The organism is Leptospira fletcheri (assembly GCF_004769195.1).
In the GTDB taxonomy this organism is placed as follows: domain Bacteria; phylum Spirochaetota; class Leptospiria; order Leptospirales; family Leptospiraceae; genus Leptospira_B; species Leptospira_B fletcheri.
Map to the genome: position 1 here is coordinate 174,175 of NZ_RQET01000007.1, position 15,635 is coordinate 189,809.

11 protein-coding genes are annotated in these 15,635 nt (G+C 48.7%); 8 read left to right on the forward strand and 3 right to left on the reverse strand.

Features of this window, described 5'->3' with window-relative positions; translation table 11 throughout:
* Window positions 1-49: 49 nt before the first annotated feature.
* The 6 genes from EHO60_RS10650 to EHO60_RS17150 all read left to right on the forward strand — a co-directional run bounded on the left by EHO60_RS10650 (window position 50) and on the right by EHO60_RS17150 (window position 6,375).
* Window positions 50-2,080 carry a sensor histidine kinase gene (locus tag EHO60_RS10650; RefSeq protein ID WP_135768173.1) on the forward strand — a complete coding sequence of 677 codons (2,031 nt, stop codon included), beginning with the start codon at window positions 50-52 and terminating at the stop codon, window positions 2,078-2,080.
* A 31-nt stretch (window positions 2,081-2,111) separates the two neighbouring features.
* Window positions 2,112-3,890: a DNA mismatch repair endonuclease MutL gene (gene mutL, locus EHO60_RS10655; RefSeq protein ID WP_135768174.1), complete on the forward strand. Its 1,779-nt coding sequence runs from the start codon at window positions 2,112-2,114 to the stop codon at window positions 3,888-3,890.
* Window positions 3,862-4,491 (forward strand): YqaA family protein, encoded by a 630-nt coding sequence (locus tag EHO60_RS10660; RefSeq protein WP_425460289.1) that lies wholly within the window; start codon window positions 3,862-3,864, stop codon window positions 4,489-4,491. Before mutL ends, EHO60_RS10660 begins: the two co-directional genes overlap by 29 nt.
* 47 nt (window positions 4,492-4,538) lie before the next feature.
* A complete protein-coding gene (locus EHO60_RS10665; protein ID WP_135768215.1) occupies window positions 4,539-4,766 on the forward strand; it encodes a hypothetical protein in 228 nt (75 codons plus the stop codon).
* Window positions 4,759-6,021: a replication-associated recombination protein A gene (locus tag EHO60_RS10670; RefSeq protein WP_135768176.1), complete on the forward strand. Its 1,263-nt coding sequence runs from the start codon at window positions 4,759-4,761 to the stop codon at window positions 6,019-6,021. Before EHO60_RS10665 ends, EHO60_RS10670 begins: the two co-directional genes overlap by 8 nt.
* A gap of 192 nt (window positions 6,022-6,213) precedes the next feature.
* Complete coding sequence (locus EHO60_RS17150; protein WP_167880206.1) at window positions 6,214-6,375, forward strand: hypothetical protein; 162 nt, start codon at window positions 6,214-6,216, stop codon at window positions 6,373-6,375.
* Window positions 6,376-6,422: 47 nt separating this feature from the next.
* Here EHO60_RS17150 and hisC read toward each other — a convergent pair whose 3' ends face one another.
* The gene (gene hisC, locus EHO60_RS10675) at window positions 6,423-7,520 is read right to left on the reverse strand and encodes a histidinol-phosphate transaminase (protein WP_135768177.1); all 1,098 of its coding nucleotides are present in this window, start codon (window positions 7,518-7,520) and stop codon (window positions 6,423-6,425) included.
* A gap of 62 nt (window positions 7,521-7,582) precedes the next feature.
* Complete coding sequence (locus EHO60_RS10680) at window positions 7,583-9,214, reverse strand: peroxidase family protein (RefSeq protein ID WP_135768178.1); 1,632 nt, start codon at window positions 9,212-9,214, stop codon at window positions 7,583-7,585.
* Between the two features lie 115 nt (window positions 9,215-9,329).
* Here EHO60_RS10680 and EHO60_RS10685 point away from each other — a divergent pair, with 115 nt between their 5' ends.
* Window positions 9,330-11,057 carry an EAL domain-containing response regulator gene (locus EHO60_RS10685; protein WP_167880207.1) on the forward strand — a complete coding sequence of 576 codons (1,728 nt, stop codon included), beginning with the start codon at window positions 9,330-9,332 and terminating at the stop codon, window positions 11,055-11,057.
* A 238-nt stretch (window positions 11,058-11,295) separates the two neighbouring features.
* Window positions 11,296-11,682, forward strand: coding sequence for a response regulator (locus EHO60_RS10690; RefSeq protein WP_135768179.1), 387 nt, complete (start codon window positions 11,296-11,298; stop codon window positions 11,680-11,682).
* Here the strand turns inward: EHO60_RS10690 and EHO60_RS17320 are convergent.
* A complete protein-coding gene (locus tag EHO60_RS17320) occupies window positions 11,663-15,292 on the reverse strand; it encodes a PAS domain S-box protein (protein ID WP_281283056.1) in 3,630 nt (1,209 codons plus the stop codon). The two genes, EHO60_RS10690 and EHO60_RS17320, sit on opposite strands and share 20 nt — an antisense overlap.
* Between the last annotated feature and the right edge of the window lie 343 nt (window positions 15,293-15,635).

The following is a 15,635-nucleotide window of genomic DNA, read 5'->3' on the forward strand; positions in this document are numbered from 1 at the left end:
GGAAATCGTAGACAGAAGCCGAGGAATCTTAGTTTTTTATAAAATTAAAATGAGTCGGAAACCGAAGCATTCTTTCTCTTTTGTCCTAGCTCTTTTACTGATCGTTTCCTGCCGTCCCTTTCCGAAAGGCGGAATCGTAGTAGACGGGGTTTTGCATTGGGACCAAGCGAAGTCCTCTCACAGAGGAGATTGTTTTCGTTTAACGGGAAAATGGAAATTCGCCTGGCTGGGAGAGAGACCGAGCCGCGAGTTACCCGGCGATCCGGCGGTCTTTTCCTTACAGACAACTCCGGGAAGTTGGACCGGGGAGGTCTGGCAAGGGCAAATTTTGCCGGCCTACGGCAAGGCTCTGTATCGGCTGGAATTGACTTCGGGCGGTCGGGTCGAAAATCTGCATCTGGTCAGTTTCGATCAGGGAACGAATTATAGAATCCTGTTTAATGGTAAGGTGTTAACCGAAGTAGGCAGGGTGGGGGATCCATCTCCTGACGCGTTGGCTCTACTGACAAGCTACGTCGTTCTTCCTCCTTGGGAAAAGAAGGCGAATCTGGATTTCGAGATTTCGAACTATTATTATAGAAAAGGCGGACTGTGGAAGCCCCCTATTTTCGGCGAGCCCGCTTGCGTGCAGAAATATTACGAGGACAGAAGGGATCTGGAATCCCTCCTAATCGGAGGATTGCTCTTTCTCGGACTGTTCCATATTTTCGTTTCCGTATTTTATAAAAAGGATCCGTCCGCCTTAGTGCTCGGCTGCTTTTCCATTGTGGTCTGTGTCAGGCTCTACTCAACGGGAGTTCGATTATTCCCGGAACATTTTCCCGTCGGTCCGGAAATCTATTTAAGAGCCGAGTTCATCACCTGGTTCATCGGAATGCCTTTGGGACTGCATTTCCTATATTCCGTTTTTCCGATCGATGCCGGGCGTACCCTGTTGAAGATCGGATATTCCATCGCCTCTGTCTTTGTGCTCGCGACTTTGTTGACTGGTTCGAACATATATTCCCATCTGATCGGACCGTCTTACATCGCTTTCGTTCTGATGTCCGCTGCATCCTTTTACGTGTTGGCCAAGGCGGTTCGGAACCGACGTCCGGGCGCTCTTTTGTATCTTTTCGGATTCTTTGCCTTACTTTTCTTTTTAGCCAGCGAGATCCTCTATCATTCTGAAGTGTTGGACTCCTGGGAATTGAGCGGAGTGGGGGTGGGAATTTTCGTCCTTTCCAACGCACTCTCTCTGGCCAGCAAATTACTCAGCGCTTTTCGGGAAAGGGAACAGGCTCAGGAAATTCTGAATCTGGACCTGGAGGAATTGGTCAAGAAACGGACTCGAGAGTTGGAATGGGCAAGGGACGAGGCGGAGGCCGCTAACCGGGCCAAGAGCGAATTTTTGATCAACGTGGACCACGAAGTCCGGACTCCTATGAACGGGATCATCGGAATCACCGAGATGCTTTTGGAAAGCGATCTCAAGCCGGAACAAAGGGAGATGATGGAACTTCTGAAAAAAAGCGGAGACGCGATGATGGTCATTCTAGGATCCATGCTGGACGCTTCGAATTTGGAAAAAGGTACCTTGCTTCTCATCCATCGCCCTTTTCATTTGAGCGCTGCCGTATACGAGGCAGCGATGAGAATGGAGGATCCCATTCGGGAAAAGGGACTTTCCTTCTCCGTTTCTCTCCCGGACGATATTCCGGATGCGGTCGTGGGGGACGAGGTCCGATTCAAACGGATGCTGATCGGTCTTTTGGAAAACGCGGAGAAGTTCACTAAACAAGGCTCCATTCTACTTCGCGGGGAATTGTTGGCAAAGACCCAGTTCGCTTATAGATTGCGCTTCGAGGTGGAAGACACCGGAATCGGGATCGCAGAGGACAAATGGGAATCCATCTTTGCTCCTTTTCAACAAGTGGATTCCGGAGTCACCAAACCTTTTCAGGGAGCCGGCTTAGGTCTTTCCTTGAGCCGAGCGCTCGCGAGAAAGATGGACGGAGATATCAACGTGAAAAGTTCCCCGGGAAAAGGCTCCGTCTTTATGCTGGAGCTAAGCCTTTCCAAGCCGGAAATCCAACCTTGACATTCCGTACCTGCGGAGAATGCTAGTACCCATGACAAGGATACGGGAACTCAGTCCGGAATTGATCAACCAAATCGCGGCAGGGGAAGTCATAGAATCCGCACATTCCGTACTGAAGGAATTGATGGAAAACTCCGTGGATGCGGGTTCCTCGTCGATAGAGGTGGAGACCAGAGACGGAGGTCTGACTTCCTTGACGGTCTCGGACGACGGTTCCGGCATTCAGGAAGGGGATCTGGAGCTCTCTTTAAAAAGACACGCCACGAGCAAGATCGCAAATCTTCGCGACTTGGAATTGGTACTTTCCTACGGTTTTCGAGGAGAAGCCCTAGCTTCCATTGCCTCCGTATCCAGGCTTACGATGGAAACCGGGACCGGGGAAAAAACCGCATGGAAGGTCCGGAGCGAAAAAGGGGAGATCGTGTCCAAGGATGCGATTCCTGGTTTTCGAGGTACTCGGATCTTTATCGAAGATCTTTTCTACAATACTCCCGTGCGTAGAAAATTCCTGAGATCCGTCAGGTCCGAGGACAAACGGATCCGGGATCGCTTTCTGACCCAAGCTCTATCTCGGGAAGATCTGCGGTTTCGCCTGGTCCAGGACGGTAAGGAAATCTTCCGTCTTTCCCCGAAGGACAAAAAAGAACGGATCGTGGATCTTTTCGGAGAAAATTTCCGGGATCATCTTCTTGAAGTGAACCTGGAAAAAAGAGGATGGAAAGCCCGAGGATATATCAGCGATCCCGATTTTTACAAATCCAATCGCACGGGACAGCATATCTTCGTGAACGGCCGCCCGGTCGAGATCAAGTATTCCTCCCATCTATTAAAAAAATGTTATGATGAACTTCTTCCTCCGAATGCGCATCCCTATTGTTTCCTTTTCTTCGAGGTGGAGCCGGAATCGATCGACGTGAACGTTCATCCGGCCAAAAAGGAGATCCGCTTTCTGGACGAGGAATCGTTCAATACTTTTTTTCTACAATTGATCCAGAAGGAGCTGAGATCCAGCACCCCTGTCAGTTTTTTGGAACTTCGGAATCGACTCCTGAGGCCCGAAAAACCGAAGGTTTCCGCGGGCTTCCAGACTTCTCCTCGAGAGGCTTTCGGAGAACAACAGTTATTAGGCGAAGAACTTTATAGGGAAGTTCGGCATACTTCTTCCTTCCCTGTCGAACAGGTCGGTCCGGGATCCAGACTGGAGGATCTGACCGACGAGCCGCGCAAACATTCCGAATTCATTCCGAAAAAACATTTCGGCCTTCTATTCGAAACCTTCATACTCGCGGAAGCGGAGGACGGATTCTATATCATCGACCAGCACACCGCCCACGAGAGGATTCGTTACGAAGAAGTGCTGAAGAAATTGAAGCGTAAAAATTACGGGATCCAACCTTTACTGACTCCGATCCGGATTCCGGTTTCGAGACAGGAGGCCGAGGATATTCGGGAAAGGACGAACGAATACGAGGAAGTCGGCTTAAAGTTGGATCCTTTGGGAGACGACAGCCTCGTACTCAGAGAGGTTCCCGGATACTTTTTACCCGGACACGAAAAAGAGATCGTACTGGATTTTCTGAACCGGACCGGAGGAAAAGAAGTCCCAGAGCCGGAGCTGTACGATCTCATGGCAAAATGCGTGGCTTGCCGCTCCGCGATCAAAAAAGGGGACCAGCTTTCGGACCACCTGATCGCGGAGATCCTAAATCGGCTCAGCTATTGCGAAAATCCATCCCGGTGTCCTCATGGGCGTCCCACTCTCGTAAAATTGACTCGGGAAGATTTGGAAAGAATGTTCCATCGTAGGTGATTCCTTGAACGAAAAAACCGCCGAAATTTCACAATCCACGGAAAAGGTTTTGTCCCGCTTACTCCGACAAACCCTGATCGCAAGTCTCGTTTTATTTTTAGGAGTCCTTTTTTTGGCCAGGTTCTTTCACGAACCCGTATTGCAGGTCTCCAAGGGTTTCATCGATTTTACCGGACCTTTGGGAGTCGGGTTCGCGATTTTGATCGCGGATTCGGTGCACGTTTTTCTCCCTCCGGATACGTTTCTGATCATCGCCGTGGCCGCAGGATTGTCCGACGCTTGGGTCATCTCTTCCGCTTCGGTCGGCTCGTTGATCGCAGGTTGTTGTTCCTATGCCCAGGGAAAATACCTCCTTCCCAAATTGGATTCCTTTACCCGCTTCGTGAGAAAGCACGAAGAGAAACTCGAGGTCTACGTAAAACGTTTCGGTTTTTGGGCAGTGGTTTTGGGAGCGTTGACTCCTTTGCCTTACTCCTGGACCAGCGTAGCCGCCGGCGCAATGGGAATGAGATTCCGTCTGTTTTTACTTGCAGCTTTGTTTCGAATCCCTAGATTTTATATCTATTATTATCTGATCAAAGGAGGATGGATCGCGGTCTAAGGGGAAAAGACTTTCTTCGGGAAGCCGTTTCGAGCCGTCGTTTCTGTATGGAAGAATCTCCACTCCTGTTTCCGAAAACCCGACGGGAAATCATTCTAGAAAATCTGGATTGGTTCGGGTTGCCCGTTCGCATCTCCGAATTGGTGGAGAACGTTCTGGAAGGTAAGATACGGGAACAATCTTTAGTTTGCTGTCATAGCGCCTGCGACGTATGCAATTCGACGATCCGTTCCTGCATCCGCAAAATCCAAAAGGAACTGGAAACTCTTGGATAGTCTTTTCGACCGTTCTCCTCTGCCTCACAGAATCCGGCCGTCCAGCTTTTCCGAAGTGATCGGCCAGGAAAAGGCGAAGCTCCAACTCCAAAAATTCAGGGAACCGGTCAGTATCGTTCTGTACGGACCTCCGGGAACGGGAAAAACCACGGTGGCGAGAATCTTGGGAAAGATTTGGAATCTTCCCTTCGTGGAATACAACGCGGTCACGACCGGAGTCGCGGACATCAAAAAATTATTGGAGAAGGCCGAAAACGGCGGAAGCATCCTTCTCTTTCTGGACGAGATCCATCGTTTCAGTTCCTCCCAGCAGGATAGTCTTTTGAAAGGAGTGGAAACCGGACGTCTGGTGCTGGTCGGAGCTACGACGGAAAATCCTGCGTTTCGCATCACTCGCCCTTTGCTCTCCCGCTGCCAAGTGCTCAAACTAGATCCGTTCGAAGCGCATGAAATGAAGGAGATTCTTTCGAGAGGAATTTCCCATCTGAATCCTTCCCCTTTCGTGAGCGAAGAAGCCCGGGAAATATTGGTGCGCTATTCCGGAGGGGACGCCCGTAAGTTGCTTTCTCTGTTGGAAGGACTTTCCCTTTCCATGGAACCGGGAGCCGAAATTTCGGGAAAAGATACCGAAGTCTTTTTGGAAAGTAGGGTTTTGGAGTACGACCAAACCGGAGAAAGCCACTACGACGTGATTTCCGCCTTCATCAAGTCCGTACGGGGGAGCGATCCGGACGCGGCCCTATTTTATCTCGCGCTGATGTTGGAAGGGGGAGAGGATCCGATTTTTATCGCCAGGAGATTGATCATTCTCGCTTCCGAAGATGTCGGAAATGCGTCCGTCTACGGGTTACCTTTAGCGGTCTCCGGCTTGCACGCATTGGAGGCGATCGGAATGCCTGAGGGGAGGATCATCCTCTCTCATGTGACTACGTTTTTGGCTTCCTGTCCGAAGTCCAACGCATCCTACAAAGGGATCTCGTCCGCTTCCTCGTTCGTCCGCGAAAGGGGAACCGCACTCAACATTCCGAACCGTCTGAAGAATGCCCCCACCCATCTTCATAAAAAAGAGGGGGCCGGAAAAGGATATAAGTATCCTCACGACTTCGGAGGCTTTACGGATTTTGAATATTTTCCCGACGACCTCGCCGAAAATCCGCCCCAATTCTATAAGCCCACCCGGAACGGAATGGAGGCGAAGCTCCGGGAATATCTTTCCGGGGTTTGGAAAAAAGCGAAGGGAAAGGATTATGAATGACGTTTTGAAACCCTCTTTTATCCGATTTTCCGCAATTTCGTAATGGAACCGTATTATTTTGATGCTATTCTGGCCTGAAACCGTTCGGAAAGGAATTTCCGAGCTGAATCAGTCATGGAACAGACAGTTTCGGACGAAACTTAAAAGGAAGATCAAGGGTCTCAATTGAGACGCGAAAAAGGGAGGTTTCGAATGTTTGAATCCGAACGTGCGAAAAGAGAAGAAACGAAATCCGTTCAAAAACTCGAAGCAAGTCGAAAAGAAAATTCCGCGGTCCCGACCAGGATCGTCAAATACGGAGCGACCAAGGAAAGTAAGCTGGTCCGCCTCCATCCCGATTTGTACGAAAAGTAGGATTTCTCCGGTTCTCGAAATTTAGAGAACCGGGTTGTCGCTTTCGTTTAAAGTAGATCGGAAAGGCGATCCAGAACGATCCGATTTTGATCGGGTCGTCCGACCGTGATCCGGATCGCGTTTAAGCCGTAACTCTTCAGATTCCTGAGGATAATTCCTTCCCTTAACAAAGTCTCGAACAATTCCGTAGAGGAAAGTTTCGCTCGATCCAAGCGGATGGTAAGAAAGTTCGCATAGGAACGGAAGAAAGGGAGACCTTTGGACTCCGAAAAAGCCTCGTATTTTTCCAATTCCCTTAGATTCGATTCCAGGTATTGATTTACGAATTCTTGATCCTTCAGAGCTTCCGTCGCCGCCAATTGCGAAAGTTGGGATACGTTGAAGGGGGGGCGGAGTTTGTAAAAGGCCCGGATGATTTCCTCGTTCGCGATTCCGTAGCCGATTCTCATTCCTCCTAAACCGTAGACTTTGGAAAAGGTTCCCGTATAAACTACATTCGGATATTTTGATACGATTTCCGAAGGGCGTATCTCCATTTTCGGGTCGCGTGTTTTTCCGAAATCCATATAGGCGCCGTCCAGGACGACCAGCGTTTCCGGAGAGATCGTATCCAAAAAGGAAAACACTTCCGACCTGGGCAGAGCGTCGCCGATCGGGTTGCAGGGAGTGCAGAGGAAGATCATTTTCGGATGATGTTTCTTGTAAAGGTCGGAAAAACGGTTTAGGTCGTGTTCCGTCGAATCGGTCGAAAGAATATCGGCCCCGCATTGTCCGGAGTAGATGGAATACATGGAAAACGTTTTGCCGTTCTGTAGGACGAGATCTCCTTTTTCCAGAACGGACCGGGTGGCAAAGTCGAAGATCTGATCGCTTCCGTTGCCTTGGATCACGTTTTTCGCATCTACCCCGTTGGCGATAGCCAAGGATTCCTTCAATTCCCTGTAAGAATCGTCGGGATATAGAGGCATTTTTGCCAATGCCTCGGCGACCTTTGCCTTTACGGAAGGGGAGACTCCATATGGGTTCTCGTTAGACGCAAGTTTGACGACTTTTTCGGGAGGAATTCCGAATTCTCTAACGACCAATTCGATCGGCTTTCCCGCTTCATAAACGGGAAGAGTGTCTAGTACGGGTTGGAAGCGCATCTACTTCCAGAAAAAATCCGAATACCGATTCTTCCAACCGTTTTATAAGGGAAACGTGGATTCTATCTTTCCCGATCCGCAGAGTGAGAGGCTTCGTCTTTGCCTCTTACTAGTTTGGAATACACCGCGGAAAAGTCGGAAAAAAAACGCTCCGGTCGGACCGCATACTCCAATACCGCTCTCTTCGTTTCCTCGGAGGAGAGTAAGGCCCGATCCCGCGCAGACATCCTTGTTCCGCCGTCGTACAGTAGATCCTTAAAATAATCGTTATTGAATGCTGTCGGAGTATCCGTGTAATTCCCTCGTTCGCCCGAGCCGAGGGTATGCGCTCCGAATAAGGCCGCGACTTCCTTGGGTTCGAGCTGCATCCGTGCATAATGATCCAGTATTTCCCGGAGATCCGAAGTTTCCGGTTCCTTCTCCATCCTGCCGGTAGGAAATTTCGAATCGTGTCTTTCCGGAAATACGTTTATTTTAGGACCTCCCGCTTTTTCCACCGCCAGAGCGCCCGCAAGAGCGATGCAGTCCGATAGGGAAATCTCCGTTTCGGAATTCTCCTTTCTGTCGGAATGGATCCTGAGGAGGGAGGATAAATGTTCCCGTATTCTTGGATTTTGGATTTCGTTTAACAGACTTGGAAATCTGAGGGAAGCATCCAAACCGATCCAAGAACCGTCCGCTTCGAAGATCGAAGAGGAGTAGAGTGCAAGAGAGATCCAGTTCCCGGCTTCGGGAAGTTCGATCTCGTCCCAGATCCGGTATCGGACCTCCTGCCATGGGTCTTTTTCCGCGTTCGGAAGGACTTCCAGGATTTCGTACAATCGATATTTTCCCGTTTTTCCTTTCAGGGAAGCTTCGAAGGTTTTTCCCTTACGCACCGAGTTCTTTACGATTCCGTAAACATTTTCCGAAACCAAGAATCCCACTCCCGCTTTTTTGGTGGTGGATTCGATTCTGCTGGCCTGGTTTACGGAATCTCCGATCGCCGTCGAAGACATCCGAAGGCTATGGCCGAGTTGTCCCAAGATTGCGGTTCCGGAATGGATCCCGATACCGATCTCGAATCTGGTATTGAATTGGGATTTTAGATAGGAGTTGAAAGAGTTCAATTCGGCCCTCATTTCCAGGGCGCATCGGATCGCCGCGAGATTCGTCTTTTCCGGAGCGGATTCTTCCAGGCCGAACAAAGCCATCAGCCCGTCGCCTATGTATTTGTCTATGACGCCGCCGTATTTCAGGACCTTGTCCCCCATTTTCTGGAAATAACGGTTTAGAATATGGATCACGTCGTACGGAAGATGGGATTCCGAAAAAGAGGTGAAGCTCCGGATGTCGCTGAACAAAATGGTGATCGCTTTTTCTGTGCCCGAGACCTTCCCGGAAAAAGCGGAAGCCAGGATCTGATCCGCGTCGTCTATGACCAATCTTCTTAACGTTACGTCCCCGAACGCTTTCGTTTGGCAGGCGAGCCGGACGTTTTCTGGAAAGCCTTTTCTTTCGGCAAGAGCGGATTCTTTTTCGTTTCTTTCCGAAAGATGTTCCTTTCCTTCTAATACTAATACCCTACAAGTGGAGCAACGTGCGTTTCCTCCGCAGGCGTGGAGATGAGGAATTCCTTCCGCCAAGGAGATTTGAAGCAAGGTTTCATCTGAGTCGATCGAAACTTCCCGGTCGTTTTCGAACAAAATACGCATTCATCCTACCTCTTTCCGCAAATCGGCGTCTTATCCGTTAAAAAATACTTCTCTTTTCGTCGGGGAATCCTTTTTTTTTCGTCTAATGGATCGCCTCATTTAGAATTTTCTCTCTATGGAAGCAAACAGGAGCGGCGAAAAACAACTTAACCCCACCGAAAGCATGCCGGTGATTCTGTGCGTGGACGACGAATTGATTCTGCTCCGCGGATTAAAGGAACAGCTCAAATTGGCCTTCGGTCAAGAGTATAGAGTGGAAGCCGCCGACAGTGCAGAGCTGGCTCTAAGCATTATCGAGGAATACAACCGAGCCGGAGTTCCTATACCCGTGGTCATCAGTGACCAGGTGATGCCTGGAATCCGCGGGGACGAGTTTCTGATCCGGACTCAAAAAACGAACCCGGATACTCGGAAAATCATGCTAACCGGCCAAGCCAGCGCAGACTCAGTAGGGAATGCGTTGAACAACGCGAAATTGTACCGTTATCTATCCAAACCCTGGGATTCCAGGGATTTGATTCTTACCGTCCAGGAGGCGATCCGTTCCTTCGAAGCGGATCGTTCCTTGTTCGAGTTGAACCGGAAGTTGGAAGACGCTCTGCTCTATAACCGTGACTCCGGACTTCCGAATTTGGAATACCTGCGCAGGGTGTTGGAAGAAAGGGAACTTCGCGGGGAAGATTCCGTTCTCGCCTTGGTCCGGATCGAATCCACTTCTCTTACTACGAAACATTTCGGAGTGTCTCTCTATAAGGACCTCTTGCGGAAATTTTTAGATTCCATGAATTCGATGTTGGGAAAGATCGCGGATATTTTTCACGTATACGAGGACGAGGTGGCCATCCTCTCCAAAGTTTCCGAGGAAAGATTTTTACCTCATCTCATCGCCTTTAAAATATTGCTTCGCTCCGACTACCTAACCACGGAGGGAATTTCCTTTCGGATCAATACCACGATCGCCACTGCAAACGGTTGTAAGGATTTATATTATAAGGCCCGGTTGGCCTTGGTCCGGGCGAGCCAGGACAAAAGCGAAGATTTTGCCGGAGGCATTTTAGAATATTCGGAGAAAATGGACGAACAGGACCTTTACCAGATCAATATTAATCTGGGAAAAAGACTCAATAACGCGATCCATTCCGGAAATATCGTTCCGTACTTCCAGGGAATCGTGGACAATTCTACGGGGAAGGTGGAGAAATTCGAATGCCTAGCTCGGATCGTCGAAGACGGAAAGGTGTATGCGCCGGCTTCCTTTATCTACCTGGCCAAATCCACGGGCATGTTGAGAATGATTACGCCCATCTTATTCGAAAAAGTGTTAAAAACCTTCAGTAGATCCGAGTATGGTTTTTCGGTCAATCTCTCGGAAACGGAGCTGGAAAGCGGCAGTTTTCCGAAATGGGTGGCGAGTCGTCTTGCTCACCATAAAATCGAGCCTGCCCGGGTGACCTTCGAGATTCTGGAGACCATGAGTCTCCGGGAAAATCCGGACCATTTTAAGGTCATTTCCGGTTTAAAGGAAATCGGCTGTTCCATCGCGATCGATGATTTCGGGGTGGAACATTCCAATTTTTCGAGGTTGTTGGAAATTCAGCCCGATTTCATAAAAATCGACGGAAAATTCATACAATCCCTGGGCAAGAACCGTACCGCCTTTATACTGACCTCCGCGATTACGGAATTGGCTCACCGGATCGGAGCAAAAGTCGTCGCCGAATTTGTCGGCACCCGCGAAGAATTCGAGGCAGTACGTTCCCTCGGGATCGAATTCTCGCAAGGATACTATATTATGGAGCCGAGGTCGGAGATTCCTTCTTCTACAATAAAAATTATTGACTAAGTCGCGGAAACTGCCCGGTCCGGTTTTCGCCTTACCGGGAATAGGGAAGGAGAACGGGAGCGCCCGACCGGGTCATAAGACCGAGGACGAAGGTTCCCGGAGTATACTCCTGGTTTTTGTCGAAAATGAGTTGCATGTCAGAGCAATATCTTTATGATCTCTTTTCTCAACTCACGTTTTTTAACGAGGGAAGAACTTTTTTTTTCGTCTAATTTAAGGAATAGGATTCGGAGGAACGGTGGAGAAAGCGATACTCTTCGTCGACGACGAAGCTCTCATCTTAATGAGCATGAAATCCCAGGTCAAAAGACATTTGGGAGATTCTTACCGTTACGAAACCGCTTTGGACGCCTCCGAAGCCATGCAGATTATCGAGGAATTGGTCAACGAGGGAGTGAAAATTCTCATCGTAATCTCCGATTGGCTGATGCCGAATATCAAAGGGGACGAGTTCTTGAGAAACGTGCACCAGAGATATCCGGAAATCCAAAAGATCATCATCACGGGACATGCGGATATCGCTTCTGTGGAAGCTCTGAAAAAAGAAATCAACCTTTACAGTTATTTAAAAAAGCCCTGGGACGAAAAAGAACTCGTCACTACCATCACTTCCGCTCTGAAATAATTCCTGATTCTTCCTCTATCAAATAGGGGAGAAAAACCCGAAACGTGGTGGAGCCCGGTCTACTTTCCACCTCGATTCTTCCGTCGTGTTTTTCCACGATTTTGTTTACGATATCGAGTCCAAGTCCGCTTCCTTCTCCCGGAGGTTTGGTCGTAAAGAAAGGCTGGAAAATCCGGTCCTGGATTCCTTCCGGAATTCCCGGACCGTCATCGTTGATTTCTACGGCCACTTCGGAATCCTGTAGAAACATCCGGATCGAGATCTTTCCTCGGAACGCCATCGCCTGCAAAGAATTGTAAATCAGGTTCGTCCAGACGTGCAGCAAGTCGTCGGGATAGCAGAGAATTTTCGGAACGTCTGCATATTCCTTGGAGACTAGGATCCCTTTTTTCAATTGATTCTGATAGATCGTCAAAACCGTTTCCAAATTTTCCTGCAGGGATGCGAGTCTCTTCGAGGATTCCGTATCGAAGTGCGAAAAGTTCTTCAAGGCGTATAGGATTTTGGACACGCGATCCACAGCGATCTGAATCGTATTCGTATTGGTAAAGAAAAAGGATTCGATCGTGGAATATTCCAGAAGGGTTGCGGAATGGGAATGTCTTAGAAAAAGGACGGCTTCTTTCGGAACAGTTCGAAAACCCATATCGGTCAGGCTGTCCGCAATGATGTACGGATTGGAAAAACCCAGGTTCGTCAGTTCTTCTACCAGATCCCGTTTTACTCTCCTTTCTTCTATCCCTGCCAACTGCTCCCGGATCTGTCTCACCAGGTTCAAAAAAGTCCGGAAGGAGTCGACTTCTTCCGCAGACATCCCGCCGAAAATCGCCTGAACGAGAGGAAGCAAGGACTGGAATCTTTTCAAACATTCCTGAAGATTCTGATTGGAGGCCTTGACCGCGCCGATCGGATTGTTGATCTCGTGAGCGATTCCTGCGATGAGCTGTCCCAAGGCCGCCATTTTTTCGGACTGGATCAATTGGTCCTGAGTCCTTTTCAGGTCGTTCAGAGTCTCCTGGAGTTCGTTCTTTTGCATTTCAATCAGTTTGTTCCGAACCGAGATTTCGTTGTTCACGGTTCTTAGGATCTCCACTTCGTGAATTGCGGAAGTGTCCAAGAGACTGATCGCGGCGATAAAGGATTCTCGTTCCGTGTAGAAATGGATGTTTCCGATGGAAGGAAATACTGTGCCGTCGATTCGAACGGTTCTCAATTCCAAGTTATCCGCGCTTTCGAAAGATCTAAGTCTTGCGTGTACGGTGGTCCAGGATTCCGGCGTAAACAGGGAACTCGCCGGAAGACCTTGGATGTCTTCCGGAGAAAAACCGAAAATATTCAGAAAGGCGGGATTCGTATCCAGGATCCTTTCCGTCCGAGGGTTCACGAAAAGGATTCCTTCGTTCGCGAATCGATAAAATGCCTGGAACCTAGATCGACTCGCTTTCAGCTCCTCCTCCGAGCTTTTTCTGTCGGTGATGTCCGTTACGGTTCCCGCCATTCGAATCGGATTTCCTTCTACGTCCCTGTACACCATTCCTTTTCCTTCTATCCAGTGAACGGTTCCGTCCTTGTGAAAGATCCGATACTCCAGATGAAAATCTTTCGTTTCACCCCTTAAGGATTTGTCCACCGCATCTTCCATGAGGGAAGAATCTTCCGGATGGACCAGCGCGAAAAATCCGGAACCCGTACCTTGGAACTCTTCGAACGAGATTCCGAATAGATCGAAAGTGTTCTTGGACCAATGCATGGAATCGTCCTGTAGATTCCAACTCCAGGTGCCCATCTTTGCCGCGTTCAAAGCTAAGCGAAGATTCTCTTCGCTTTCCTTCAAGGCCCGCTCCGCCAATAAGGAATCCGTAATGTCCGTGACCAAGAATACGAGGCTCGTGATTCTACCTTCCTCGTTTTTGATCGGAGAACCGTTGATGGACAGATACTTTTTAAGACCATTTGAATCTTCGATCGCGTGGCGCACGTCGAACACGGCTTCCTTAGAAGTCATGACTCGGGTGAAGGGTTGGTCTTCTGGTTTCCAAGGGCCTCCGTCCAAAGAGGTGGGCTTCCATTCCTTCGAGTCGTATTTTCTCTGCCTCAGATCTTCTAGACTTAAGCCCAGCACTTTTTCGGCGGAAGGATTCGCGTACAAAATACTTCCGTCCGGATCCAAAACGGTGATCGCCGCGACGGAAGTATTCATGATACCCGCCAAAAGGTCCCGTTCGGCGCGGAGTTCTTCTTCCTTCCTTCTGCGTTCTATCGCATTGGAAATCACTTCTCCTATCGTCCGAAGATGGAAAATCTCGAATTCCTCGAATCTATGTTTGATTTTTTCCCGGTAGCTTTCGGAGCTCAGACCGATCGCACCTATGACTCGCCCGGCGAGAGATAAGGGGATCCCGACGAAGAATTTTATACCGGTATTATCTAGGATGACTCTTGCTTGCGAAGCCGATTCCTTCGGGACCTCCCTTTCATCCAGCATTACGATCTTATTGTTTAGAATCTGTCCGGTTATATAGCTATCCGGATTGATCTTGGAGATTTTTTCCCAGGATGGGGCCCTGTTCTTAGCCTTAGGAGCGATGTATTCGTGGACCAGTTCCCTGATCAGAGTATCCACATCGTATATCACCAGATAGCTCCGATCCATCCCGAAAAAACGACCGATCTTCTCTATATTGTTCCGGATCGCTTCTCCGATTTCCTTTCCGGGAAGATTGATGAGTTCGGTGGAAATCGAAGTGGTTAGGGCCTCCAAATTCCTTCTTTGCCTATCCGTTTCCTCCGCGTTTTTCTGGGCGGAGATATCTATATGAAAACCTAGCATCCTAGATGCTTGGCCGTCCTGTTTCTTTTCCAAGACCTGACCTCTGGTCAAGATCCATTTATAAGATCCGTCTGCGCTTAACATTCTATATTCAGCGTCAAACAGATCCCGCTTTCCTTTCAGGGTTTGTTTGAGGAGGGTCATCGTAGTACGAGCGTCTTTCGGGTGGATCTTATTCTTCCAGAAATCGAAACTGATTTTGTATCCTAAGTCGGAATACTTCAGTATCCCTTCCAATCTTTCTCCCGGAAGGATCGGATTCTCCTCTATATTCCAATCCCATAAATCTTCGGAAAGATTCTGTATTAGAAAGTCCTGGCCATCGGTATCCCCTTTTAGAAGAGTTCGAACAGCTTCCTGTTTTCTTAAATCCTCGATCCAAATCCTGAGCAACCCTGTCGATCCGGACAACGAAGCGAGCCGGACCCTGCACCGGATGGAATTGGATCTTGCATTAAGCAATGTGAGCTGAAACTTCAGGTCTTCGCCTTTTGCGGCCCGTTCCAGCTTGGATTTCAATTCCGCTTCGGATCGCTTTCCGACCGACCGGGAAAGTACAAAAACGTTCATTTGTCGGAGCGATTCGGATGGATAACCGAAAAGGGAAACCATAGCCGCATTATAGGAAACGAACTCTCCGGTTTCGGCGCTTATGATTCCGATCGGTTGATCGACGCAGTCCAGAAGTTCCTTAAAGACCACGTCCAGATATTTCGGAGCATCGTCCTTTTTAGCGGATCGATCTCCTTTGGCGCTTCGACTTTGGGATTCGGATTTCACGGATACAACAAATAAGAAAGTTTTCCGATACATTTGAAAATCAAAAAACGGAAACGGCTTTTATTCTGAAGTCCCTCAACACAGGTATGCAACTTTTTAATCTTTCACGTAAAAAGAAATATCCTAAAAAGAATACTTCCCTTTATCCTACCTCGGTCGTGAATTTTATTGACCGCGAAAATCGAAGCGAAATGCGTCTTTACTCATCGTCGGATTCCGATCTTTCTTCGTACGGGAAACTCTGATTTATGTTCCATCTTTTTCGGGAAAGAAGTTCCGTTTTTCTTATCATTTTGGTTTTTGTCGGAACCTTTTTTTCGTTCGGAGTTTTCGCGCAAGAAAT